This window comes from Nonomuraea sp. NPDC049709 (assembly GCF_040674815.1).
In the GTDB taxonomy this organism is placed as follows: domain Bacteria; phylum Actinomycetota; class Actinomycetes; order Streptosporangiales; family Streptosporangiaceae; genus Nonomuraea.
Window position 1 is genome coordinate 354,348 of the sequence record NZ_JBFANM010000001.1, and the last position, 22,949, is coordinate 377,296.

The window sequence follows — 22,949 nt, forward strand, 5'->3', positions numbered from 1 at the left end:
CTGGGTCTATGCAAGGAACTCAGATCCGCCCGGCCCGCCCGGACGACGAGGAGCGGATCAGGCGCTTCCTCTCCGGGCTGTCGTTGCACACGCAGACGCTGAGGTTCTTCACCGGCGTCAGCGCCCCCGCGCCCGCGCTCGTCCGCGTGCTGCTGGCGGTGGACGAGCGCCGCGACGCGATCGTCGCCACCACGGACGGAGGTGAGATCGTCGGTCACGCCATGAGCTTCAGGGGCGGCTGCACCGATGTGGAGATCGCCGTGGTCGTGACCGACGAGTGGCAGGGGCGCGGTCTGGGCCCCAAGCTGATCGACACGCTGCTGCTCAGGGCCTTCGTGCGCGGAGCCAGGTCCGTGGGGATGGACGTCCTGGGCGAGAACCGGCGCGTGCTCAGGCTCATCCGGCGGGTCTGGCCGGACGCCCGGATGAAGGTCAGTTCCGGATCGGTGGAAGTGACCGCTATGATCGATCAGGCTGGCCTATTTGCGGAACAAGGTTCTGGTAGCACACCATTGACAGTGTGAAGAGTGTCAAGAACGGACGCGACGGCCGGACCCGGATCATCGAGGGCGCCCTCCGCCGTTTCAGCCAGGACGGGGTCTCGGCCACCACCCTGGCCAGCCTGCGTGAAGAAAGCGGCGTCAGCGTCGGCAGCTTCTACCACCACTTCGCCAGCAAGGAGCACGTCTTCGGCGTGCTGTACGCCGAGATCCTCGACGCGTACCAAAGTGCCTTCCTCGCCGAGCTGGTCAGCCACCAGGAGGCCCGCGACGGCATCGAGGCCGTCGTCGCCTTCCACATGCGGTGGGCGGGCGAGCACCCCGAGCGGGCCAGGCTGCTGATCAGCGAGCGGCCACCGCGCAAGCAGGAGCCCGGCGGCGCCGAGGTGGCCGAGGCCCGGCGCGCGTTCTTCCGCAAGGTCTCCGACTGGTGGCGGCCGCACATGAAGAACGGCCTGCTCCAGCCGGTCCACGCGACCATGTGCTACGTGCTGTGGCTGGGGCCGGCGCAGGAGATGTGCCGGTTGTGGTTCGCCGGCGCGCACACGCCCACGGACGAGGAGATCAAGGGACTGGGCGAGGCGGCCTGGCAGAGCCTCCGCCAGCGCTCCGAATGAGCGCAGAGCGAGCGGGTCTGACCTGCGCGGGGAGCAATGATCTGAGCACCGTCTGTGGTGTTATTGTCCAAATGTGAGACGACCTCGGGCGCTGGTACTGCCCACCTTGCCGGAGAGCGCGCTCGCCCGACTGGGCGAGGTCGCCGACCTGACCGAGGTTCCCGCACGACCGAACCTCGGCTTCACCGACGAGCAGCTGGCCGACCTGGTCATCGAGACCGGCGCGACCGTGCTCATCACCGACGGCGACCAGGTGCGCACGTCGGTGCTCGGCCTCCACCTGGACGTCGTGGCCACCATGGGGCCGCCTGCGAACGTGGATCTGGCGCTGGCGGCCGAGCGCGGGGTGCCCGTCCTGCACGCCGCCGACCGCGACCCGGAGGCGGTGGCCGAGCTGACGCTCGCGCTGCTGTTCGCGGTGAGCAGGAACATCGTCAGCGCCGATCGAGAGGTGCGCAGAGGGCGCGTCTACCACGGGAGGGTGCCTCCCGCACAGCGCCACCGCGGCCGCCGGCTGACCGGCAGGACGTTCGGCATCGTGGGCCTCGGCCGCGTGGGCCGGGCCCTGCGCTGGCGATGCGAGGGGCTGGGGATGCGGGTGATCGTCTGCGACCCGTTCGTGACCGAGGCCACCCACACGCTGCCGGCGCTGCTGGAGGAGGCCGACGTGGTCTCGCTGCACGTGCCGCTGACCGAGGAGACGCGGGGGTTCTTCGGCTACACCGAGTTCGGCGCGATGCGCCCGGGATCGATCTACCTCAACACCTCGCGCGGCGCGCTGCACGACCTGAGAGCGCTGGTCGACGCGCTGCGCTGGGGCCGGGTGGGCGGCGCCGGGCTCGACCACTTCGAAGGCGAGTGGCTCGACCGGGCCCATCCCCTGACCCGGCTGCCGAACGTGGTGCTCACGCCCCGGCTGGGCGAGGCCACCGGGGAGAGCCTGGAGGAGCTGGCGGAGACGCTGGTGGAGGACATCGCGCGGCTGCTGCGCGGGGAGGAGCCGGCCCACGCGTACGCGCCGATCACGGCGTGACGCGGGTCAGGCGGGCTGGCGGATCCGGGTCGGCACCCGCCAGCTCGCCCGGTCGAGCGAGATGTCCAGCCGCAGGTCTCCACGCTGCCTGCGCAGGCCGGGCACGCGTACGCGGTCGTGCACGTCGAACCTGCCCCGATGCGGATATCCGAACCCGAGCTCGCCCGGCAACACGCGCAGGTCGTCACGGTTGCCGCAGCGCGGGCAGGTCCACGAGACCAGGTCCAGGCCGCGGTTGTAGTCGGAGCAGGCGTTGAAGTATTCGTCGGGGCCGAAGCGGGACTCGCAAGCCAAGCAAGGGATCAGCATGACGGTCCGCTCCTCGGGATGACGTGGTGGCACCCATAAAGATGTGGTGGCACCCATAGAGATACCGCTGGTCACTTGTCCGCCGCTTGCAGAATGCTTGGGTACTTAAGTAACAGTATGAGCACTGTCGGTATCAGATCATGCGAGGGAGCCTGCGGTGAAAGGATGGCCTCGTGGAACGACTGCGCCATCACCTCCTCGAGACCGGATACACGATCGACGGCGTACGCGAGCGCCTGGGCAGCATGGCCGCCTCGGCCCTGGCCCGCGAGGAGCTGGTGCCGGCCCTTCGCGCCACCGCGGACGGTGACCCGCTGGCGACGCTGATCAGGCTGTGGTGGCTCGGCGTCCCCGTCCCCGCCAAGGCCGTCGCGCCGGAGGTGCTCGAGTCCGGGCTGGTCAAGGCCGACGGTGACCAGGTCGGTGCCACCGTGCACCTCCAGCCCTGGGAGACCGGCGGCTACCTCGTCTCCGACCGGAAAGTACGCCCCGGCGACCCCGCGCTGCGGCCCGACCACGTGGTGGGTGCCGGCGGCGCCTCGGCCAACCTGGCCCAGCTCGTCAGCCGCCGCCCGGTGGAGCGTGCGCTCGACCTGGGCACCGGCTGCGGGGTTCAGGTGCTCCACCTGGACGGCCGGGCCGAGCACGTCGTGGCCACCGACCTCAACCCCCGGGCCCTGGAGCTGGCCGCGCTGAGCTGGGAGCTGTCCGGCGTCGAGGGGGTGGATGCGCGCGTGGGGTCGATGTTCGAGCCGGTCGAGGACGAGCTGTTCGACCTGGTCGTGAGCAACCCGCCGTTCGTCGTCGCGCCGGCGCGGGCGGGGAAGCTGACCTATCGCGAGTCGGGCCTCGAAGGTGACGACTTCTGCCGCGACCTCGTACGCCGGACGCCCCGCCACCTCAACCCCGGCGGCCAGGCCCACTTCCTGGCCAACTGGCTGCACGTCGAGGGCGAGGACTGGCACGACCGCGTGGGCGGCTGGCTGCGCGAGACCGGTTGCGACGCGTGGGTGGTCCAGCGTGACGTGCAGGACCCGGCCGAATACGTCGAGCTGTGGCTCAAGGACGCGGCCGAGCAGGGCACCAGGAGCTACGCCGAGCACTACGACCGGTGGCTGGCCTGGTTCGACGAGCGCAGGGTCGAGGGTGTCGGGTTCGGCTGGATCACCATGCGCAACTCCGGCACGCTCGACCCGGTCGTTCGCGTGGAGCACCTGGCGCACCAGGTCTCGCTCCCGGTCGGCGACTACGTCGACTCCGTCATCGACGCCATCGCCGCCGCGCACCGGACCCAGGGGCTGGACGCCGCGCTGCTGCGTACCGCCGACGGGCTGCTCGACGAGCGCATCGGCCTGCCGGGCGCGGAGGACCCCATCCGCATCATCCTGCGCCAGACCCAGGGGCTGCGCCGCAGCCGCGAGGTCGGCACGGTCGAGGCCGCGCTGGCCGGCGTGTGCGACGGCGAGCTGGCGCTCGGGCCGCTGCTCAACGTGATCGCCGAGCTGGTCGGCGACGGTGAGATCGCCAACTCCGACGCGGTCAGACCCCTCATTGCCGAGGGTTACTTCCTCCTTTGATTCGGTGTTGATCGGACGTTGACACCGAGGGTGGAGGCTTTGGGCCAGGACACGGACCTGGGGGGTTCGAGGGCCGTGTCAGGTCCGGCCGGTCGTCTTAGTGAGGCGGCTAGCCGCTACGCGGAGCATCCGGATAACCGGGCCCCCTAGCGACGCGTGGTGGCGAGGATGACCGGCCGGGCTGAACTCCATCGATCACGAAGATCTCGTGACTCCCTAAGGACAGCCTTGATCAACCATGTGTGGATGACACGTCTGGACGACGAGCTGTACTCAGGACTCGACGACGGACCCGACGGCGGGGATGCTGTCGAGCAGGACCTTGAGATCACCGGCCTCGGGGGCTCCGAGGCGGGAGAAGATCTCGAAGGCCCGGCGTAGGCAGTCGAGGCTCCTCGTCGTGCTGCCGAGTCCGCGCAGCGCCTTGCCGAGTACGGTGAGCGAGAGCGCCTCGCCGTAGGGATGGCCGATCTCGCGGGAGACCGTCAGGGCCTCCTCGGCGTGGCGTACGGCGTCGGGATAGCGCTCGGCGGCGATGAACGTCTCGGCCAGCCTGGAGCACACCCGCTGCTCCCAGACCCGCTGCTTGCCGGCCCGGAAGAAGGCCAGGCACTCGGCGTGGTGGTGGACGGCCTCGGTGAGGCGGCCGACGCGGGACAGCACGATGCCCAGGTGGTAGCGGGCCCGGGCGGTGCCGGCGCCGCTGCCGATCTCGGTGAAGATGGCCAGGCCCTTCTCCGCCGCCGCGATCGCGTCCTCGGGCCGGCTCAGGCCCAGGTGGTCGCGGGCCGAGTAGCTGAGGACCAGCGCCTCGCCGGCCGGCACGCCGTTCTCGCGGTAGAAGCGCATCGCAGCGTCGAACAGGGACAGCGCCTCGGTGTGGCGGCGCTGCCTGCCGACGACGACGGCCAGGGCGTTCAGCACCTCGCCGGTGACGATCTTCTCCTCGCGGGCCCGGGAAAGCTCGTGCACGATCCTGAACTGCGCCTCGGCCTCCTTGAGCCGGTTGCCCGCGAACAGCACCCGGCCCAGCACGTAGCGGGCCCGCAGCTCGCCGGCCTGGTCGCCGATCTCCTGCGCCGACGCCAGCACGGCGCGGGTGCCGTGGTCGAACTCGCGCGTGTGCGTGCCCGACTCCAGCAGCGGCTCCATCGCGACCAGCAGGTCGGCGGCGGGCAGCAGCTGTTCGGCGGTCCGCGCCGCCGCGGCGGCCTGGTTGATGGTCGCGAACAGCGAGTCGCCTTCGGAGATCAGCCAGGCCACGGCCTCGTCGGCGGAGGTGAAGGCGCGCCCGCTGCCGACCACCACGAGGTTGGCAGGGATCATGCTGCCCTCGTAGGCCAGCGTGTGCGCCGACTGAGCCGAGGCCAGGTAGAAGCCGAGCAGGCGGCGCAGCGCCATCGTACGGGCCTGGTGGCGCTCGCCCCTCTCCAGCGCCCGCCGGGCGAACAGCTTGAGCAGGTCGTGGAAGCGGTAGCGGCCGGGCGCAGGGGCCTCCAGGAGGCTGGCGTCCACGAGGGACTCCAGCACCTCCTCGGCCTCGAACGCGCTCATCGACAGCACGGCGGCCGCGGCGCCGGAGGAGATGTCGGGGCCGTTGGGCAGGGAGAGCAGCCGGAAGGCGCGGGCCTGAAGGGAGGTGAGCTGCCCGTACCCGAGCGCGAACGTGGCCTCCACGGCCAGGTTGCCCACGCGCAGCTCGTCGAGGCGGCGCTGCTCGTCGGCCAGCCGGGGCACCAGCGAGGCCACGGTCCAGGAGGGCCGCGCGGCCAGCCTGGCGGCCACGATCCGCACGGCCAGCGGCAGGAACCCGCACGCGGCCACCACGTCCATGGCGGCCCCGTGCTCGGCCGAGACCCGCTCGGCCCCGGCCACCGCGGCGAACAGCTGCAGCGCCTCGCCCGGCTCCATCACGTCCAGGTCGATGAGCCTGGCCGAGGGCAGGTCGGCCAGCTTGCCGCGGCTGGTGACGATGGCCGCGCACCCGGGGGAGCCGGGCAGCAGCGGGCTGACCTGCTCGGCGTCGCGGGCGTTGTCCAGCAGGACGAGGATGCGGCGTTCGGCCAGGATGGAGCGGTAGAGGGCGGAACGTTCCGCGAGCCCGTCGGGGATGACGTCCGGCGGGATGCCGAGAGCGCGCAGGAAGCCGCCGAGCGCCGACTCGGGCGCGGTCGCCTCGTCGGTGTAGCCGCGCAGGTCGGCGTAGAGCTGGCCGTCGGGGAAGACGTCGTCGACCAGATGGGCCACGTGCACGGCCAGCGCGGTCTTGCCGACGCCGCCGATGCCGGAGATGGCCGCCACCGGCACGCCCTCGGGGGCGGACCGCGGCTGGGCGGACGAGTGGCCCGACAGCAGCGTGCGCAGGCGTACCGCGATCTCCTTGCGGCCGGTGAAGTCGGTGACGGCGGCCGGGAGCTGCGCCGGGCGCGGCAGCTCCAGCGCCGGCGGCTGCTCCTCGGCTTCCGCGGGCTCGTCCTCCTGGGGTGCTTCCGTGTCGACCTGCGCGGGGGCGGCCAGCGTGGGGTCGGCGGCCAGGATGCGCTGGTGCAGGGCGGTCAGCTCGGGCCCGGGCTCGATGCCCAGCTCGTCGACGAGCGCCTCGCGGGTCTCGGTGAAGACGTTGAGCGCGTCACCCTGCCGGCCGCAGCGGTAGTAGGCCAGCATGAGCTGGGCGCGCAGCCGCTCGCGCAGCGGGTGGTCGGCGGTCAGTGCGATCAGCTCGGAGACGATCCTGGCGTGGTTGCCGAGCTCCAGGTCCACGTCCATGAGCGTCTCGATGACGCTGATGCGCCGCTCGATCAGGCGGTCGCGCTGGTGCTCGGAGTAGGGGCCGACGGTGCCGGCCAGCGGCTCGCCCTCGAACAGCGCCAGCGCGGCCCGCAGGGCCCGGGCGGCGTCGGCGAGCCTGCCGGCCTTGCGCGCGGTCTCGGCCTGGTGGATGCCGCGTTCGAAGCGGGTCAGGTCGAGCGCGTCGTCGGGCAGCCGCAGCGCGTAGCCCCTGCCGATGGAGGTGAGCAGCTCGGGGCGGGAGCGCGCGGGCCGGTCGGGCTCCAGGACGGTGCGGAGCCTGGAGACGTACGTCCGCAGCGCGCCCAGGGCCCGCGGCGGCGCGTCCTCTCCCCAGACCGCGTCGATCATCTCGTTGGGCGTGACCGCGTGGCCTTCCCGAAGGAGCAGCATGCCGAGAATGGAACGCTGCAGCGGGGTGCCCAGGTCGAGCTCCTGGCCATCACGCCACGCGCGGACAGGACCGAGCACGGCGAACCGCAGCCCGCCTTCAACGCTCTGACCAGCCATGCCGTCTGTCTCCAAGCCAATGGAATGATTTGTTACCAAATGATAGATCCATCGTCGCTCGTCACCTAGATGCAGACTGATCGTTAACCGAGCCGTTGATCCGCCTTTGATCAGGTGTTGAGTCCGCCCTTGGATGCTGGGCGTGTCGCCAGGCGTGACACACATCGCGGGGGCGTGTGTCATGTAGAGCGAATCTAGGCAGGAAAAAATACCGGCCCCGCCCGGTGAATTCGGGCGGGGCCGTGGTGGACGGGTTCTCAGGCTGCCTCGACCAATCCGAGCCGCATGGTCAGACGCTCGCGTACGAGCGGCCATTCGGAGTTCAGGATCGAGTAGAAGGCGGTATCTCGGACCGTGTTGTCGGCGCCTCGGCTATCCGCTCGCCGCACCCCGTCGAAGTGTGCGCCGAGGGCCTCGATGGCGGCCCGGGATCTGGTGTTGCGTACGTCTGCCTTGAGGGTGATGCGGTGGACGTTCCAGGTCTCGAAGGCGAGCGAGAGCATGAGGAACTTGCTCTCCCGGTTGACACCTGTGCCCTGGGCGCTGGCGCCCAGCCAGGTGTAACCGATGTCGGCCACGGACGGAATGTCGCCCACCGCGCCACGCGTACCCGGAGGCCAGGGCATGGGGCCCTGCCAATACTCCAGGTGCATGAGACGGGTGGCACCGACCACGCGGTCGGTGTGCAGCCACCGGATGGCGAAGGGCAATGTGCGGCCCTCCGCCTGCTCAGCCATGGCGGCCTCCACGTAGGAGACAACCTCGTCCCGGCCATGCGGGACGCGAGTGAAGCCGTAAGTGGAACGGTCTTCATTCGCCGCGGCGACCAGGTCATCGACCGCCGCGAGGCTGAGAGGTTCCAGGCGCACGAGGCGCCCGGACAGGGTGACAAGAGCGGGCATGAGCACATGATGGGGGGTGCGTGGCGTGCACGTAACCAGGCAGTTGGGCCCATCTTTCCGACCGCTTCGCAGCCGTGGTGTTTCCGCAGGTCGGAGGCCCCTTTTGGGGGATGGTAAACCCGCTCTTGGGAAGAAATTCGCCTAACCGTGACATGGCGCCGGGACGAGCGCGGGATGCCGTTCGCGCACCGCGCCGTGCCGGACCAATGACAGCTCTTTCAGGCCCATCGAGAGCTGGTCGAGATTCGCCGCGATCCACGGGAGCTGGAGGGGATCCGGGCTGCTCAGAGCGGCCAGCCGCTCCTCGGCGGTGTCGCCGTAGAGCAGGCTCACCGCGACCCGCACCCTGGCGGCCGAGGGGTCGTCGCCGAAGGCGTGTCCGGGCAGGACTCCGATGCCGTGTTCCTCCAGCAGGATCCTGGTGATCTCGGCGGAGCCGCCGAGCCTCAGGTGGCTCAGGTCGGGATAGAGGTAGAAGCCGCCCTGCGGGACGGGCACGCGGGCCCCGATCTCCGCGAACCTCTCGTGTACGGCCCGCGCCACCACGCCGTGCAGCCGGCGACTGCGCACGATGCGGTCGGTCAGCTCGGCGGGATCGCCGAAGGCGTAGGCCGCGGCCTCCTGGACGGGCGCCGCGGGCGCCGACCAGATCTCGCTGGCCACCGCGAGCAGCCGCCTGCGCAGCGCGTGCCCGTTGGCGGGCAGCCTGGCCACGCCGATCCGCCAGCCGCCCAGCGCCAGGCTCTTGCTCAGCCCGGTGGTGATGATCGTGCGCTCGGGCGCGAGGTCGGCCGGAGAGGTGTACGGCAGAGCCGGGTCGTGCAGGAGATCACGGTAGATCTCGTCGGAGATGATCGTCAGGTCGAGCTCGCGGGCGACCTCCACCAGGCGGGCGACGGTCGCCGGCGTGGCCAGCCGTCCCGTCGGGTTGTCGGGCAGGGTGACCAGCACCGAGGTGACCGTCCTGCCGTGCGCCCGGGCACGGCGTACTTCGGCGGCGACGCGATCGGGGTCGGGCACTCCGCCCTCTCCTGGCGGTGCGGGCACCAGGATAGGACGCGAGCCGACCAGATCGGCCTGCGCGGCGTAGCTGACCCAGCTGGGCATGGGCAGGACGATGTCCCCGCCGATCGCCAGGAGCAGGCCGTACAGCAGTGACTTGCTGCCCGGTCCGCAGACGACCAGCTCGGGGTCGGTGGTGAGCCCCCGTCGTGTCCAGTAGCCCGCCGCTGCGGCCCGCAGCCCGGACGCCCCCGCGACCGGCCCGTAGCCGTTGCGCTCTGATGCGGCGGCCAGCTTGTCGCGCAGCGCCGGGTGGACGGGCAGACCGGCCTCGCCGAAGGCCAGGTGCAGCACACGTTCCCCGGCGCGTCGTCTTCGTTCGATGTCCTCGTTGGCCGCCAACGTGGCGGACAGGGTTACGGTCATGTTTGTCACGTTCCCAGGGTGGTTGGATGAAGGCATCAGCACAAGCGAGGCTTTTTGTGGGTAGGCATAAGGAATTCCGATGCTCGAATTGCGGCGTTTGGTCCTGATCTGCGAGTTCGCCAGAAAGGGCAGTATCGCGGCGACCGCCGAGTCGCTCGGGTACAGTCCCTCTGCCGTCTCGCAACAACTGGTCGCGCTCGAACGCGAGACCGGAACGGCCCTGATCGACCGGACGGCGCGCAGCGCCGAGCTGACCGACGCGGGGCGCCGGCTCGTCATGCACGCCGAGCGCATCCTGTCGATGGTGGAGGAGGCCGAGTCCGACCTGTCGGCGCACGCCGGCACCCCTTCGGGGCGGGTCGTGGTGACCGCCTTCCCGACGGCGGCGGTGGCGTTCGCGCCCGCGCTCGCGCGCTCGCTGCGCCGCCACACCGAGCTGACGCTCCGGCTGGGGCAGAGCAGGTCGGGGCGGGGCATGCGCGAGGTGCAGTCGGGCGAGGTGGACATCGCGCTCGTGGACGACTGGTACGGGCGGGTGCGCGACAGCGAGAGCCTGCGCGTCTTCCCCCTGCTCAGCGATCCCCTCGTGCTGGTGGTGCCGCGCAAGCATCGCCTGGCCGATCCCGAGGTGCCTCTGGACCTGCGGGAGCTGCGGGACGAGCCGTGGATGGCCACACCCGACGGCGAGCCCTCCCGGCTGGCGGTGGACCGCCTGCTGGTGGACGTGGGTGGCACCCGGCCGACTCCGTGGGAGTTCGAGGGCCTGGGGACCATCCTGTCGCTGGTCGCCAAGGGCATCGGCATCGCCGCCGTCCCCGCGCTGGCGCTGGCCGCCGGGGTGCGGGGGCTGGCCGTCAGGCAGTTCCCCGGCAACCCGGTGGGGCGCGAGGTGCACGCCGTGGCGCGCGGATCCAGCGTGCACCGGCCGTCGGTGTCCGTGACGCTGCACGCCATCCACGTGGCCGCCCGCTACATCGCGGCCGATCTGGAGCCGGTGAGCCCGGCGGAGCGGTCGCGGGACGGCAGGCCGGACGACCTGGTCGACGAGCCGGGCGAGGACGAGCCGGTGCGGTCGGCGGGCAACGTGGTGGGGCGGTCGTTCGGCGAGTGACGTGGTGGGGTGGTCGTCCGGCGGACACGTGATGGTCTGCCGACGCGATAACGTCTGCGCCTATGGCGCCGACGTACGACATCGAGCACCTCCTGCTCTCCCAGCCCAGCGTCCGCACGGTCGCGGGCATCGACGAGGTGGGCCGCGGCGCGTGGGCCGGGCCGGTCACGGTGTGTGCAGTCGTCACTGATCTGTCCGAGCCGCCGCCGGGGCTGACCGACTCCAAGCAGGTCTCCGAGGTCAAGCGCGCGCCGCTGGCCGCGGAGTTGGCCACGTGGGCGGCGGGCGTCGGCTTTGGCGAGGCCACGCACCAGGAGATCGACTCGCTGGGCATGACGGAGGCCCTGCGCAGGGCCGCGCGAAGGGCACTGGAGTCACTCCCGGTCCGGCCGGACGCGGTGATCCTGGACGGCAAGCACGACTACATCGGTGCCCCCTGGCCGGTGCGCCTGGAGATCAAGGGAGACGCGGCGAGCATCTCGGTCGCCGCGGCGTCCGTCCTGGCCAAGGTGCGGCGCGATGCGTACATGGCGACGATCGGCTGCGAGGAGTACGGCTTCGCGGAGAACGCCGGCTATCCCTCGCCCCAGCACCAGGAGGCGCTCGCCCGCCTGGGCCCCACAGCTCACCATCGGCTCTCGTGGTCATATCTGGATGACCTGCCACAGTGGCGGCATCTCAAACAACACCGTGATCCGCTCGTGGGCGAGGGGCAGGCGAGCCTCTTCGGCTGAACGGACCCGGGACGCCCAGGTCATCGGCCATCATCGACGGGTGCGCATCGGGGTCTTCATCATCGCGGCGCGGTTTCCCGGGCAGGAGCCGGGGCGGGTGCTCGCCGATTCGGTCGAACTGATCGTGGCGGCCGAGGAGGCCGGGTTCGACGACGCGTGGATCGCCGAGCACCACTTCATGACGTACGGCGTGTGCCCGTCCGCCACGACGCTGGCCGCGGTCGCCATCGGCCGGACCTCCCGGATCGGGCTGGGCACGGCCGTGAGCGTGTTGTCCACCCACCACCCCGTGGCCCTGGCCGAGCAGGCGGCCATGCTGCACCACCTGTCCGGCGGGCGGTTCACGCTGGGCGTGGGCCGGGGCGGGCCGTGGGTGGACCTGGAGGTGTTCGGGACCGGGGTCGAGCGGTTCGAGCGGGGCTTCGGGGAGTCGCTCGACGTGCTGCTCCGCGCGCTGTCCGGCGGGCCGGTGGCGGCCGACGGGGAGTTCTTCCGGTTCAGGGAGGTCGCGATGGTGCCGCCCGCGCGGCTGCGGCCCGTGGTGGCGTGCACCTCGGAGGCCACCGTGGGGCTGGCGGCCGGGCGCGGGCTGCCGATGTTGCTCGGGATGCACGTCGGGGACGCCGGGAAGGCGGACCTGGTCGCCGGGTACGCCGCGCGCGGTGGAACGGCGAAGGGGCACATCGCGGCGGCGGTCGGCCATGTGGCGGACTCGACGGCGCTGGCGGTGCGGGAGCTGAAGAGCTCGATGCCGGGGTGGCTCGGGCCCGGGCTGGCCGGCTACGTGCCGGTGGACGGGCGGCCGCGGGCGTCGCGGGACATCCCGGGATATGTGGATCTGCTGACCCGGATCCATCCGGTGGGCTCGGCCGGGCACTGCGCGGAGACGCTGCTGTGTACGTCGGAGGCCACCGGGATCGAGCACTTCATCCTGATGGTCGAGGGGCTGGGGGAGCACCGGCGGACGCTGGAGAACATCCGGCGGTTCGGGGCCGAGGTGCTGCCGCTGCTGGCGAGGTGACCGGCGGGCCGGTGCCCCGGCCCGCCGGACGTGGGGTCAGCAGTCCACCAGCTCCGGGCTCTGGTTGAGGAGCTGGGCCCTCGGGGTGACGAAGTCGGCCAGGGCCTTCGTCGCCGTCGGGTCGAAGACGGCCACCCGGTGGCAGTTCTGGAAGGCCAGGCGCACTCCATAGTGGCGCTCGAGCGCGCCACGCATCGAGTCGCTCGCCAGGCACCTCAGGAGCTGGCCGCGGGCCTCCTCGGACGGCGGCGGCACCTGGTTGTCGGCGAACTCGGCCCCGCTGTGCTCACGCTGCTTGACCAGCTCGCTGATCAGCGACCACGCGTACGGAAGCGAGTCGCGGACGCAGGCGAGGAATGCCGCGTCGTCCACGTCACCGGCTTTTGCCTGGTCGAGCAGATCGTTCGGAACGGTCAGCGACATGCTGTCTCCTCTCGAAGGGGGGTCAAATCTGACGCTAGGTCGCAAAAGGGAAACGCTCCAGAGTCCCGGCGGGGACACTCATGTGATCAGGGGCCATAGACGAAGTCGGGGTCCACCTGCTCGGCCAGGTCGGCGCCGGTCCGCTCGTTGGCCCACGCCCGCGCGTTGCGCAGGTGGAACTCCACGGTCTGGCGGCCGAAGCGGGCCCAGTCCTTGACCTGCTCGTCGAGGGTCTTGCGGAGCACCGTGAGCGCGTCGGCGTTGACCGGCTCCAGGTCGTCCAGCGTGAAGTGGCGGCCCTGCTCCATGGCGCGCACGACGGCCGAGTGCTCCATCCAGGTGAGCAGGTCGTCGCCGACGTGCTCGCGCAGGAAGTCGACGTCGGACTGGCCGTGCACCTTGTTGCCGATCACGGCGAGGGCGACGTCGTACTTGGCGGCGTATTCACGGTACTGCCGGTAGACGCTCACGCCCTGCCTGGTCGGCTCGGCGACGAGGAAGGTCAGGTCGAAGCGGGTGAACAGGCCGGAGGCGAAGGAGTCGGCACCCGCGGTCATGTCGACCACGACGTATTCGCCCGCGCCGTCGACCAGGTGGTTGAGCAGCAGCTCCACCGCGCCGACCTTCGAGTGGTAGCAGGCCACGCCGAGGTCGTCCTCGCTGAACGGGCCCGTGGCCAGCAGGCGCAGGCCGTCGGGGGTGGTCACGGCGTAGGGGTCGGCGGCCAGGTCCTGGAAGCTCAGCAGCGTGGAGCCGCGGCCGGGCGGGGTCGTCTTGACCATGGTCTCGGCGGAGGCGATGCGGGGGTTGGTGCCGCGCAGCCGGTCCTTGATCTCGGTCAGGTGTGCTCCGAGAGGCTCCGGCTGCCGGTCTAGGCCGAGCACGAGAGCCAGGTGCTGGTTGATGTCGGCGTCGATGGCGACCACCGGGCCGCCCTGGCCGGCCACGTGCCTGGCGAACAGGGCCGACATGGTGGTCTTGCCGCTGCCGCCCTTTCCGACGAACGCCACTCTCACTGCCTACTCCAGGTGAGGATGAAAATCGTTTCCGTTGGGACGATCACCATCATGCCACAGGAGGCGCGCCGGAGAGGGGAATCGGCGGTAAGAGGCCGCAAGACTGTCGCGGTGAGGGCTATCCGCAGGTGGAGTCGAGGCTGACGGGGGTGTCGGTGCTCTCGGTCGCGGACGGGGCGTGCGCGGCGGCGGTCTTCGTCGAGGCGGAGTCCTCGTCCAGGGCCTCGCGGACCTTGCGGCGGATGACGTACCAGTCCGGGTCGGAGGTGCTGATCAGCGGCGGCACGAAGCTGAGGCTGCGCATCTTGGCGTCCTTCACCTTCTGCGACAGGTCCACGACGGCCGGCAGGAGGTCCTGGGGCAGGTCCGTGGAGATGGCCCGCTTCGTGGCGGCGGCCAGGCGTTCGAAGCTGTTGAGCACGGTCATCGGGTCGGCCTGCTTGGCGACCGCGTTGAGCAGGCACTTCTGGCGTCCCATGCGGACGTAGTCGTCGCTGTCGGTGCGGGAGCGGCCGTACCAGAGGGCGTCCTCGCCGGACAGCTTGCGGGTGCCCGCGGGGAGGAGGCCCTCGCGGTGCTTGCCGTACACGATTGGCGCCTTGATGGTGATCCGTACGCCTCCCATGGCGTCGATGATCTCCGCGAAGCCCTTCATGTCGACCATGGCGTAGTAGTCCACCGGGATGCCGAGGATGTCGCTGATCGTCTGCTTGAGCAGGGTCGAGCCGCGTTTGCCCTTGTGCACGCCGGGCACCAGCTCCGGGTGGTCCTCGGCGAACTGGAAGACCTCGTTGAGCAGGCCCGGGGTGTCGGGGCCGCTGCCGGTGAAGCCCCAGGGGAAGGCGTCCCTGGCCGGGCCGGCGGGCAGCTGGACCTGCTGGAGGTTGCGTGGCAGGCCGAACAGGACGGTGGCGCCGGTCTCGACGTCCACGCTGGCCACGGTCATGCTGTCGGTGCGCACGCCGGGCCGGCCGGGTGCGGAGTCGCCGCCGAGGAGCAGGAAGTTCACCCGGTCGGCGCCGCTCCACGGGTCCTGGGCCATGATGGGCGCGGTGCCGCCGTTGCCGGCGAACAGGGTGTGGACGACGTCGCGCGACAGGTACGCGAGCCTGGTGGCGTACGCCGTGGGGGCCAGGATGAGCGCGCAGAGGGCGACGGCCAGGGTGGTGGACAGGAAGCGGCCGACGGTGTCGGAACGCGGGGGGCGGACGAGGAGGAAGGACCAGATGATCACGCCGGTCCAGGCGAGCGCGATCACCACCAGCGCGACGGTGAGCACGGTGAGCCAGCTGGGCTGGACGGCGAGGGACAGCAGGTTGGCGCTGAAGGCGGTGAACACGGTCAGCACCGCGGCCAGCATCAGCACATAGGCCGCCATGAGCGCCAGGCCGGTCTTGCGGCGCTCGGCGGCCAGGTGCGCGACTCCCCACAACACGGTCGAGGCCAGGGTCAGTGCGATGCCCGCGCCGAGGCCGAATCGTCGCTCGTCTCCCGTCATGCCTGGTCAAACCCCCATTACGTATGCCTGATGGGCGTGTTGCGCCTGCCCATCCAAGTCACCCTAGTAATGCGTTGTGCGTGAGAGGCGGTACGAAGGGAATGGTTCGGTCAAATCCGCGTCAAGACCACCTTGAGATATAACGTGAATGTGCGCAAGCGACACGGTAGCTACGGGTTCGACGCGCCATGGGCCGTGGCCGGTCTGCTCTTCGGAGCGATCGTGCTGCTGGGCCTGGCGGCGGTCTCGTTCGTGCTCGACGTCCTCGCCGCGGGCCTCGCCTTCCTCTTCGGCGGGCTCTACACGCTGGCCAGCGCGGCCAGCCACGTCTACACGACGCGGCGCGGCAGGTTCTCCGTCTGGGCCGAGGAGCTGCGCCGGCTGAGCGGCGACGAGCGGCTGCTCGACCTCGGCTGCGGCCGGGGAGCGGTGCTGCTGCTGGCGGCCGAGCGGCTGGAGCACGGGCGGGTGACCGGCGTCGACCTGTGGCGCTCCCGGGACCGGTCGGGCAACGAGGAGCCGGTGACCCGGGCGAACGCCGAGGCGGAAGGCGTGTCCGAGCGGGTGGAGCTGGTGACCGGCGACATGCGCGAGCTGCCCTTCGGCGACGACGCTTTCGACGTGGTCGTGTCGAGCCAGGCCATCCACAACATCCCCGGCGCGGAGGGACGCGAGCGGGCCGTGCGCGAGGCGCACCGCGTGCTGCGGCCCGGCGGGCTGATGCTGATCGCCGACTTCCGGCACACGCCCGCATACGAGGACACGCTGCGCGAGCTCGGCGTGGTCGACGTGCGGCGGCGGGACGCGGGCTGGCGGTTCTGGTACGGCGGTCCCTGGTCCGCCACAGGCATTCTGGAGGCCAGAAAGCCTGCCGCCCCGTAACGTTTGCCGATCGCTCGACGGGTATCGGGCTGATCCTATGAGCGACGTGGAAACCGGCACCATCAGTACGAAGGTGCCCGCCCGGCTGGATCGGCTGCCGTGGTCCCGCTGGCACTGGATGATCGTCATCGGTCTCGGCACGGTCTGGATCCTCGACGGGCTCGAGGTCACCATCGTCGGCAACCTGTCCGCGCAGCTGGCCAAGCCGGGCAGCGGCGTGGACATCACCCAGGCCCAGGTCGCGGGCCTGGCCGCCGCGCTCTACGTGGCGGGCGCCTGCTCCGGGGCGCTGTTCTTCGGCTGGCTGACCGACCGGTTCGGCCGCAAGAAGCTGTTCATCATCACGCTGGTCGTCTACCTGGCGGCGACGCTGCTGACCGCGTTCTCCTTCAGCGCGTGGTGGTTCTTCCTGTTCAGGTTCGTGACCGGGTTCGGGATCGGCGGCGAGTACGCGGCCATCAACTCGGCCATCGACGAGCTCATCCCGAGCCGGCACCGGGGGCGCATCGACATCATCATCAACGGCAGCTACTGGCTCGGCGCCGCGGGCGGTGCGCTGCTGACCGTGCCGCTGCTGAACGACCTGCCGGTCAACATCGGCTGGCGCGTCGCGTTCGGGCTGGGCGTGGTGCTGGGGCTGGCCATCCTGCTCGTCCGCCGTCACGTGCCGGAGAGCCCGCGCTGGCTGTTCATCCACGGCCGGGGTGAGGAGGCCGAGCGGATCGTCGACGACATCGAGCACGAGATCGGCAGGGACGACCTGCCGGAGCCGAAGCAGACGATGACCGTGCACCAGCGCAAGTCGATCGGCTTCGGCCGGATCGCGCACACGATGGTCGCGCTCTATCCCAAGCGGACGGTGCTCGGGTTGTCGCTGTTCATCGGGCAGGCGTTCCTCTACAACGCGATCACGTTCGGCTATGCCCAGATCCTGTCCACGTTCTTCAAGATCGACACGAACACGGGCTACTACTTCGCGGTCATCGCGGTCGGGAACTTCCTCGGCCCGCTGCTGCTCGGCCACCTCTTCGACACCGTGGGCCGGATCCCGATGATCTCGGCCACGTACATCGGGTCGGGGCTGCTCCTGCTGGGCACGGCCTGGCTGTTCAACGAGGGGGCGCTCAACGCGGTGACGCTCACCGCGTGCTGGTCGGCGGTGTTGTTCGTGGCCTCGGCGGGGGCGAGCTCGGCGTACCTGACCGTCAGCGAGATCTTCCCCATGGAGACCAGGGCCATGGCCATCGCGTTCTTCTTCGCGATCGGGACGGCCGCCGGCGGCATCGCCGGGCCGCTCGTCTTCGCCACGCTGGTCGAGACCGGGGTGCCGGGGGACACGGCGCTGGCGTTCACGATCGGGGCCCTGGTGATGATCGCCGGTGGCCTGGTCGAGCTGTTCCTCGGGGTCAAGGCCGAGCGCAAGGGGCTGGAGGACATCGCGGCGCCGCTCACGACAGCCGGGGCAGCGAGGGCCGCATGACCTTCAGCACGTGGGTGCTGTCGGCCAGGTAGAGGTGCGGGACGTCGACGAACACCCGCATCGGGCCGCGCTCCGTCCCCAGCTTCGCGGCCATCGCCGCGTGCACCTCCGAGAGCGGCAGGTAGTTGAGGTAGCTGGTGAAGGCGTTCTGGGAGCGGAAGGTCGCGGTCATGACGAGCGTGCCCTCCCTGATCCGGAAGGCCACCCCGATCAGGCAGGGCACCGCGTCGTACGGCTCGCCGGGGACGGTCAGCGAGATCCACGCGCTCTTGCTGTACGGCTTGACCCGCAGCAGGTCGGCCGCCCACCTGAGCTGCCCCCCGATCCTGGCCCCGTAGCTGTACTTGAACGGCGGCACCACCACGTCCTCGGTGAACTTCCTGCGGTACAGCGCCAGCCGGTCCGCGTCGCCGTACCGCGCGATGATCGGGTCGTCGCCGCTCACGCGCGCGATCTCGAACAGCACGGACGGCCCCTCGATGACGGGACCGCGGTCGTCGTCGGCGAGGGTGCCCGCCGACCAGACATGGCGCATCAACCAGATCCACGCCTCCCCACACGACGCCCAAAGTGCCGGGCCGGGCATTCAGCTCTCCAGATACGGGAATCGGTAGGGGTTGCGGGGAAGCCGGCGCCGTCTGGTCACATTGCAGCGGATGTAGTAGACGGCGTAGTGGACCAGCGCCACCAGCAGGATGCCGGTCATGAGCAGGAGCAGGTTGGGCTCCTGGCCGCTGAGGCCGGTGACGCCGACGGTCAGGTAGGTCGAGTTGACCGTCGCGAGCATCATGACGTTGATGCCCGGCCACGCGAGGGGCGCGTACGTCTCGGGGAAGCGCGGGTCGATCGGGAGGTTCGGGCTCCAGTCGAGGTCGTCCCTGAGTTTGGTGGCGTACAGCAGGCGGAAGTTGTTGATCGCCCGGGCCGTCCTGGCGTGCGCGTTGACCGCCTCGATGAGGCGCAGGAACGGCAGGACGCTGAGCAGGCCGAACGCGGTGACCAGGGCGAACAGGTACCACGGCACGTCCTGCCAGCGGGTCAGGCTCTGCGGGTCGACGACCTTGGCGCTGGCCAGGGCGATGGCCGCGAGGAAGGGGCCGGACAGCAGGCTCAGGGCGAGCCTGGTCATCTTCAGGCGCTCTTCCTTGGCGGCGAGGTGGACCGCGTAGATGCCGGTGAAGTCCACTGCGGCAAGCTGGAGGAACTGGCTCGGCGCCAGGTCGTCCTCCCTGGCCATGCGAGGGGGTGTCTTTCGCATGAGCGTGCTCCTGGTGTGAGTACCTCCAGTATGAGCACTCTTTCTGGGATTTGCCGGTGATTATTACCAATTGTTCCAACAAATCTCAACTCACTGCGGTTAAGGCGGTCATCCGCTCCACCCGGTCGATGTACGCGGACGGGAGGCCGTACAGGAGGGCCGCCATCTCCTCGTCGTGGATCACCGGCAGAGAGGCCAGCGCGTCGGAGGCCAGGCCCCGGCAGTAGGTGATCGTCTCAGCCGTCATCCGGCCGGCCCGCAGCCTGCGCAGCGCCTCGGCCACCTGCTCGTCGCTCATGTCGCGGCCGAGCAGCCCGGTCAGGTCGGCCCCCGAGAGCAGCACGGGCAGGCTGTAGACGCCCTGCCGCAGGTCGTTCCCGGCCGGCTTGCCGAGCTGCGCGGTGGACGCGGTCAGGTCCAGCAGGTCGTCGAGTACCTGGAAGATCAGCCCGAACTTCTCGCCGTACGCCGCCATGCGCGCCCGGTCCTCGGCCGTGGCGTGCGCGCAGACCGCCGCCACCAGGCATCCGGCCCTGAAGAGGGCGGCGGTCTTGCCGGTGATGGACCTCAGGGCGCTCTCCCGCGTACGGGCCGGGTCGAACAGGCCGGCCGTCTCCAGATACTGCCCCTCGGCCAGCTCGACCACGGTGGCCGCGAGCACCTCTGCCACCGGCCTGGACACGCTCGTGATCGCCGCCAGCCCGGCCCTGGCCAGCATGAAGTCCCCGATGACCAGCGCCTTGCCGTCGCCCAGCTCGGCGTTGAGCGTGCTGGTGCCGCGGCGCTCGGTGGCCCGGTCCATCAGGTCGTCGTGCACGAGCGACCCGGCGTGGATGAGCTCCACGCACGCGGCGGCCGTGATCACGCGGCGGTCGGGGGCCTTGCCGAGCGCGAGGGAGGTGGCGAGGGTCAGGGCGGGCCGCAGCCGCTTGCCGCCCGCCGCGACGATGCGCCCGGCGCCGGCGTTGATGCCGGGCAGCGCGGAGGAGCCGCTCAGGCGTCGGATCCTGGCCTCGACCTTGGTCAGCCCCGCGGCGATGGCGGGGCTGCGCAACAGTTGATCCATGTCCTCCAGCCTGCTCGCCGGCCGCTGTGCCGCACCTGAGAGACCCTGAGGAGCCTCTCAGCCGCTGTACTGCCGAGGAGCATCCCTTAATCCCTCAGCCCGTCCGGGATCCGGGTGCCCGGGTGAGCTCGCACCGGCCGTCCACGCATCGCCGCCGCAGCCGGCCCCGCGAGATCGTCTGCACCAGCCCGATCGCCCAGCAGGTCGGGCAGCCGCGCAGGGCCAGCAGGCCGGCCGGTACGAGCATCAGGCTCACCGGGCCGAGCACCGGCAGCAGCGCCACCGAGCCGATCAGCGCGCCGAAGCCGGCCGCGCCCCGGAGCAGATGCCGGGGCAGCGACGCGCTGGCGAAACCGCGGTCGTCAGTCATCCGCGCCTCCCCATGGAGTGCTCTCCAAGGTCCGGTGGACGGTCGCGCGGGCGCGGTGCAGCCGCGACTTCATCGCGGGGACGCTGAGACCCAGCGCGCCGGCCACCAGCCGGCCGCTGAGGCCCTGGACGTCTCGCATGATCAGCACCTGCCGCTGGTCGGCGGGCAGGGCGGCGATGGCCGCGGCCACCCGATCGGCCTCCAGCCGCCGCATGACCTCGTCCTCGGCCGAGATCGCGCGGGTGTCCTCGACGAGCTCCGGCCGCCGCACCGTCAGCCGGGCGCGGCGCAGGCACTCGTTGCGGACGATGCGGAACATCCACGACGCCAGCGCGCCGGTGGCGCGCAACGTGCCGATCTTCCGGTAGAGGATGATCAGCGCCTCCTGCGCCGCGTCCTCCGCGTCCTCGGGCGTGGCGCACAGCGAGCGGGCGAAGCGCCGTACGTGCGGGTGCGAGCCGGACACCAGCGCCGAGATCGACTCGACGTCGCCGCGCTGCGCCGCCACGATCAGCCGCTCGGCGGGCCAGGTCTGGTCAGCCACGCGAGCGGCCTCTCCTGCGCAGCAGGACGATGCTGCACGTGCAGACAAGTAGGACCGCGACCGCGATTCCGGCGATGAGCATGACAGTCTCCAGTCTCCCGTCCCGGCGTTCTCGCCGGCACACGTGTATGAGAGGCGGCGACCGCCGGAAAGGATTCGGCGGCGGGGGTCCATGGGACCGAGGATCCGGCGGCGGGGGTCCGTGGGACCGAGGATCCGGCGGCGGGGATCCTTGGAGCCAGTGAACCCGACCTCATGGGAGTGCGTCGCGTGACCGGATCATCGGGTGAGGTGCTCTATCTCGTCGTCTGCGCCGCCGGGGCGGCGGCCGACGTCGGGCGGCTCGTCGGCCTGGCGCAGGAGGAGGGCTGGATCGTGCAGATCGTGGCGACCCCGTCCGCCTTGGACTTCATCGACGTGGCCGAGCTGGAGCGGCAGACCGGGCGGCCGGTGCGCAGCCGCTACCGCAAGCCGTACGAGCCGAAGCCGCCCCGGGCCGACGCCATCGTCGTGGCGCCGGCCACGTACAACACGATCAACAAGTTCGCCCAGGGCATCGCCGACACGTACGCGCTGGGCGTGCTGGCCGAGGCGCCGGGGCTGGGCATCCCGGTGGTCGTGCTGCCGTTCGTGAACAGCGCGCTGGCCGCCCGCACGCCGTACCGGCGCAGCGTCGAGGACCTGCGCGCGGACGGCGTACGCGTGGTGCTCGACGCCGGTGGCTCGGAGCGCTACCCCTGGGAACGCGCGCTGGCGGAGCTCGGCGGCAGGAAGCGGACGCCTTGAGAGCTTGTCCCTGACACCGTGTGAGGTTGTATGCCAGGATGTGCCGATTTTGGGAGGTACATCGTGGGAATGTCGGAGCGGGTGGACGAGGTCCTGCGTGCGGGGAAGGCGCCCAACCTGCACGGGCTCGTGGTGATGCGGGGCGGGGAGGTGGTGATCGAGCGGTACGGCGCGGGAGCTGACTACCACCTGGGCGACGCGCTCGGGGAGGTGGTCTTCGACCGGGACACGCTGCACGACCTGCGGTCGGTGTCCAAGAGCGTGGTGGCGCTGGTGTACGGCATCGCGTTGCGCGAGGGGCTGGTGCCGGCGCCGGGGGAGTCGCTGGTGCGGCAGTTCCCGGAATATCCCGATCTGGTGGCTGATCCCGGGCGGGCTCACCTCACCGTCGAGCACGCCCTGACCATGACACTCGGGCTGGAGTGGCGGGAGGACCTGCCCTACACGGACCCGGCCAACGGCGAGATCGCGATGGAGCTGGCTCCCGACCGGCACCGGTACGTGCTGGAGCGGCCCGTCGTCGAGGAGGCGGGCAAGCGGTGGAACTACAGCGGCGGCGCCTCCGCGCTGATCGGGGAGATCATCACGCGGGGGGCCGGGCGGCCGTTGGACGAGTACGCGGCGGACCGGCTCTTCCGGCCGCTGGGCATCAGCGCGTACGCCTGGTCCAGAGGGGACGACGGTGCGACGCGGGCCGCGTCCGGGCTGCGGCTGCGGCCGGTCGACCTGGCCGCCATCGGGCAGCTCGTGCTCGACGGCGGCCGGGACATCGTGCCGGGCGACTGGCTCCGGGAGGTGCTGCGGCCCCGGGTCGTGATCGACGACGGGTTCGAGTACGGCTACCAGTGGTATCTCGGCACCGGTGAGCGCCGGTGGGCCGAGGCCATCGGGAACGGCGGGCAGCGGTTGCTCGTAGCGCCGGAGGAGGGGCTGGTGGTGGCGGTGACGGCCGGGGAGTACGACTCCGGCCAGGTCAGCGCGCAGGCCGTGCTCGACGCCGTGCTCGACCGGTAGCGGCCGGCCGGCTGCCCGGCGCTCCCGTGCTTGCTCGGGCGGTGGCGGTCGGCCGGCTGCCCGGCGCTCCCGTGCGTGCTTGG

23 protein-coding genes are annotated in these 22,949 nt (G+C 70.9%); 11 read left to right on the forward strand and 12 right to left on the reverse strand.

The annotated features are described in order from the left end of the window. Positions 1–8 precede the first annotated feature (8 nt). The 3 genes from AB0J69_RS01850 (at position 9) to AB0J69_RS01860 (ending at position 2,150) form a co-directional block, all read left to right on the forward strand. Complete coding sequence (locus AB0J69_RS01850; RefSeq protein WP_364111748.1) at positions 9–524, forward strand: GNAT family N-acetyltransferase; 516 nt, start codon at positions 9–11, stop codon at positions 522–524. Further along, positions 521–1,117 (forward strand): TetR/AcrR family transcriptional regulator, encoded by a 597-nt coding sequence (locus AB0J69_RS01855; RefSeq protein WP_364111750.1) that lies wholly within the window; start codon positions 521–523, stop codon positions 1,115–1,117. Before AB0J69_RS01850 ends, AB0J69_RS01855 begins: the two co-directional genes overlap by 4 nt. Positions 1,118–1,190: 73 nt before the next feature. Next, complete coding sequence (locus tag AB0J69_RS01860; protein WP_364111752.1) at positions 1,191–2,150, forward strand: NAD(P)-dependent oxidoreductase; 960 nt, start codon at positions 1,191–1,193, stop codon at positions 2,148–2,150. Between the two features lie 6 nt (positions 2,151–2,156). Here AB0J69_RS01860 and AB0J69_RS01865 read toward each other — a convergent pair whose 3' ends face one another. Further along, entirely contained in the window at positions 2,157–2,459 is a 303-nt protein-coding gene (locus AB0J69_RS01865) for a hypothetical protein (protein ID WP_364111754.1), read from the reverse strand. Between the two features lie 173 nt (positions 2,460–2,632). On the opposite strand from AB0J69_RS01865, the gene AB0J69_RS01870 reads away from it, so the two are divergent. Continuing rightward, positions 2,633–4,036, forward strand: a complete 1,404-nt coding sequence (locus AB0J69_RS01870) for a class I SAM-dependent methyltransferase (protein ID WP_364111756.1) — start codon at positions 2,633–2,635, stop codon at positions 4,034–4,036. A 273-nt stretch (positions 4,037–4,309) separates the two neighbouring features. Here the strand turns inward: AB0J69_RS01870 and AB0J69_RS01875 are convergent, their stop codons facing one another. The 3 genes from AB0J69_RS01875 to AB0J69_RS01885 all read right to left on the reverse strand — a co-directional run bounded on the left by AB0J69_RS01875 (position 4,310) and on the right by AB0J69_RS01885 (position 9,663). Beyond that, complete coding sequence (locus AB0J69_RS01875) at positions 4,310–7,333, reverse strand: BTAD domain-containing putative transcriptional regulator (protein ID WP_364111758.1); 3,024 nt, start codon at positions 7,331–7,333, stop codon at positions 4,310–4,312. Between the two features lie 257 nt (positions 7,334–7,590). After that, positions 7,591–8,235, reverse strand: a complete 645-nt coding sequence (locus AB0J69_RS01880; RefSeq protein WP_364111760.1) for a GNAT family protein — start codon at positions 8,233–8,235, stop codon at positions 7,591–7,593. 141 nt (positions 8,236–8,376) lie between these two features. Next, a complete protein-coding gene (locus AB0J69_RS01885; RefSeq protein WP_364111762.1) occupies positions 8,377–9,663 on the reverse strand; it encodes a pyridoxal phosphate-dependent aminotransferase in 1,287 nt (428 codons plus the stop codon). Positions 9,664–9,742: 79 nt separating this feature from the next. On the opposite strand from AB0J69_RS01885, the gene AB0J69_RS01890 reads away from it, so the two are divergent. From AB0J69_RS01890 to AB0J69_RS01900, 3 genes are all read left to right on the forward strand, one after another. Beyond that, complete coding sequence (locus tag AB0J69_RS01890; RefSeq protein WP_364111764.1) at positions 9,743–10,774, forward strand: LysR family transcriptional regulator; 1,032 nt, start codon at positions 9,743–9,745, stop codon at positions 10,772–10,774. A 62-nt stretch (positions 10,775–10,836) separates the two neighbouring features. Beyond that, positions 10,837–11,508, forward strand: a complete 672-nt coding sequence (locus AB0J69_RS01895; RefSeq protein ID WP_364111766.1) for a ribonuclease HII — start codon at positions 10,837–10,839, stop codon at positions 11,506–11,508. Positions 11,509–11,548: 40 nt separating this feature from the next. Beyond that, entirely contained in the window at positions 11,549–12,529 is a 981-nt protein-coding gene (locus tag AB0J69_RS01900) for an LLM class flavin-dependent oxidoreductase (protein WP_364111768.1), read from the forward strand. 36 nt (positions 12,530–12,565) lie between these two features. Here AB0J69_RS01900 and AB0J69_RS01905 read toward each other — a convergent pair whose 3' ends face one another. The 3 genes from AB0J69_RS01905 to AB0J69_RS01915 all read right to left on the reverse strand — a co-directional run bounded on the left by AB0J69_RS01905 (position 12,566) and on the right by AB0J69_RS01915 (position 15,466). Beyond that, on the reverse strand, positions 12,566–12,952 hold the full coding sequence (locus tag AB0J69_RS01905; protein WP_364111770.1) for an SCO5389 family protein: 387 nt from the start codon (positions 12,950–12,952) through the stop codon (positions 12,566–12,568). A gap of 86 nt (positions 12,953–13,038) precedes the next feature. After that, entirely contained in the window at positions 13,039–13,968 is a 930-nt protein-coding gene (locus AB0J69_RS01910) for an ATP-binding protein (protein ID WP_364111772.1), read from the reverse strand. Between the two features lie 118 nt (positions 13,969–14,086). Next, complete coding sequence (locus AB0J69_RS01915; RefSeq protein WP_364111774.1) at positions 14,087–15,466, reverse strand: LCP family protein; 1,380 nt, start codon at positions 15,464–15,466, stop codon at positions 14,087–14,089. A 150-nt stretch (positions 15,467–15,616) separates the two neighbouring features. Here AB0J69_RS01915 and AB0J69_RS01920 point away from each other — a divergent pair, with 150 nt between their 5' ends. Both AB0J69_RS01920 and AB0J69_RS01925 read left to right on the forward strand, forming a co-directional pair. Further along, entirely contained in the window at positions 15,617–16,348 is a 732-nt protein-coding gene (locus AB0J69_RS01920; protein WP_364111776.1) for a class I SAM-dependent methyltransferase, read from the forward strand. Between the two features lie 37 nt (positions 16,349–16,385). Continuing rightward, positions 16,386–17,828 (forward strand): MFS transporter, encoded by a 1,443-nt coding sequence (locus AB0J69_RS01925; protein ID WP_364111778.1) that lies wholly within the window; start codon positions 16,386–16,388, stop codon positions 17,826–17,828. Here AB0J69_RS01925 and AB0J69_RS01930 read toward each other — a convergent pair. The 5 genes from AB0J69_RS01930 to AB0J69_RS01950 form a co-directional block, all read right to left on the reverse strand. Then, complete coding sequence (locus AB0J69_RS01930) at positions 17,797–18,363, reverse strand: hypothetical protein (RefSeq protein ID WP_364111780.1); 567 nt, start codon at positions 18,361–18,363, stop codon at positions 17,797–17,799. The genes AB0J69_RS01925 and AB0J69_RS01930 overlap by 32 nt on opposite strands. Positions 18,364–18,414: 51 nt before the next feature. Next, the gene (locus AB0J69_RS01935; RefSeq protein ID WP_364111782.1) at positions 18,415–19,086 is read right to left on the reverse strand and encodes a hypothetical protein; all 672 of its coding nucleotides are present in this window, start codon (positions 19,084–19,086) and stop codon (positions 18,415–18,417) included. A gap of 85 nt (positions 19,087–19,171) precedes the next feature. Beyond that, positions 19,172–20,152 (reverse strand): polyprenyl synthetase family protein, encoded by a 981-nt coding sequence (locus AB0J69_RS01940; RefSeq protein WP_364111784.1) that lies wholly within the window; start codon positions 20,150–20,152, stop codon positions 19,172–19,174. Positions 20,153–20,246: 94 nt separating this feature from the next. Continuing rightward, the gene (locus AB0J69_RS01945; protein ID WP_364111786.1) at positions 20,247–20,522 is read right to left on the reverse strand and encodes a hypothetical protein; all 276 of its coding nucleotides are present in this window, start codon (positions 20,520–20,522) and stop codon (positions 20,247–20,249) included. Next, positions 20,515–21,066 carry an RNA polymerase sigma factor gene (locus AB0J69_RS01950; protein ID WP_364111788.1) on the reverse strand — a complete coding sequence of 184 codons (552 nt, stop codon included), beginning with the start codon at positions 21,064–21,066 and terminating at the stop codon, positions 20,515–20,517. Before AB0J69_RS01950 ends, AB0J69_RS01945 begins: the two co-directional genes overlap by 8 nt. Before the next feature lie 270 nt (positions 21,067–21,336). Here AB0J69_RS01950 and AB0J69_RS01955 point away from each other — a divergent pair, with 270 nt between their 5' ends. Together AB0J69_RS01955 and AB0J69_RS01960 are read left to right on the forward strand one after the other, a co-directional pair. Next, positions 21,337–21,852 (forward strand): flavoprotein, encoded by a 516-nt coding sequence (locus AB0J69_RS01955; RefSeq protein WP_364111790.1) that lies wholly within the window; start codon positions 21,337–21,339, stop codon positions 21,850–21,852. Positions 21,853–21,921: 69 nt separating this feature from the next. Further along, positions 21,922–22,866: a serine hydrolase gene (locus AB0J69_RS01960; RefSeq protein WP_364111882.1), complete on the forward strand. Its 945-nt coding sequence runs from the start codon at positions 21,922–21,924 to the stop codon at positions 22,864–22,866. Positions 22,867–22,949 lie beyond the last annotated feature (83 nt).

What these genes read in the sequence shown, in the direction of transcription:
- AB0J69_RS01925 (WP_364111778.1), top strand. Translation starts at nt 16,386, where the DNA reads ATGAGCGACGTGGAAACCGGCACCATCAGTACGAAGGTGCCCGCCCGG.
- AB0J69_RS01865 (WP_364111754.1), bottom strand. Translation starts at nt 2,459, where the DNA reads ATGCTGATCCCTTGCTTGGCTTGCGAGTCCCGCTTCGGCCCCGACGAA.
- AB0J69_RS01945 (WP_364111786.1), bottom strand. Translation starts at nt 20,522, where the DNA reads ATGACTGACGACCGCGGTTTCGCCAGCGCGTCGCTGCCCCGGCATCTG.
- AB0J69_RS01890 (WP_364111764.1), top strand. Translation starts at nt 9,743, where the DNA reads ATGCTCGAATTGCGGCGTTTGGTCCTGATCTGCGAGTTCGCCAGAAAG.
- AB0J69_RS01875 (WP_364111758.1), bottom strand. Translation starts at nt 7,333, where the DNA reads ATGGCTGGTCAGAGCGTTGAAGGCGGGCTGCGGTTCGCCGTGCTCGGT.
- AB0J69_RS01915 (WP_364111774.1), bottom strand. Translation starts at nt 15,466, where the DNA reads ATGACGGGAGACGAGCGACGATTCGGCCTCGGCGCGGGCATCGCACTG.
- AB0J69_RS01885 (WP_364111762.1), bottom strand. Translation starts at nt 9,663, where the DNA reads ATGACCGTAACCCTGTCCGCCACGTTGGCGGCCAACGAGGACATCGAA.
- AB0J69_RS01895 (WP_364111766.1), top strand. Translation starts at nt 10,837, where the DNA reads ATGGCGCCGACGTACGACATCGAGCACCTCCTGCTCTCCCAGCCCAGC.
- AB0J69_RS01930 (WP_364111780.1), bottom strand. Translation starts at nt 18,363, where the DNA reads ATGCGCCATGTCTGGTCGGCGGGCACCCTCGCCGACGACGACCGCGGT.
- AB0J69_RS01940 (WP_364111784.1), bottom strand. Translation starts at nt 20,152, where the DNA reads ATGGATCAACTGTTGCGCAGCCCCGCCATCGCCGCGGGGCTGACCAAG.
- AB0J69_RS01935 (WP_364111782.1), bottom strand. Translation starts at nt 19,086, where the DNA reads ATGCGAAAGACACCCCCTCGCATGGCCAGGGAGGACGACCTGGCGCCG.
- AB0J69_RS01905 (WP_364111770.1), bottom strand. Translation starts at nt 12,952, where the DNA reads ATGTCGCTGACCGTTCCGAACGATCTGCTCGACCAGGCAAAAGCCGGT.
- AB0J69_RS01960 (WP_364111882.1), top strand. Translation starts at nt 21,922, where the DNA reads ATGTCGGAGCGGGTGGACGAGGTCCTGCGTGCGGGGAAGGCGCCCAAC.
- AB0J69_RS01850 (WP_364111748.1), top strand. Translation starts at nt 9, where the DNA reads ATGCAAGGAACTCAGATCCGCCCGGCCCGCCCGGACGACGAGGAGCGG.
- AB0J69_RS01880 (WP_364111760.1), bottom strand. Translation starts at nt 8,235, where the DNA reads ATGCCCGCTCTTGTCACCCTGTCCGGGCGCCTCGTGCGCCTGGAACCT.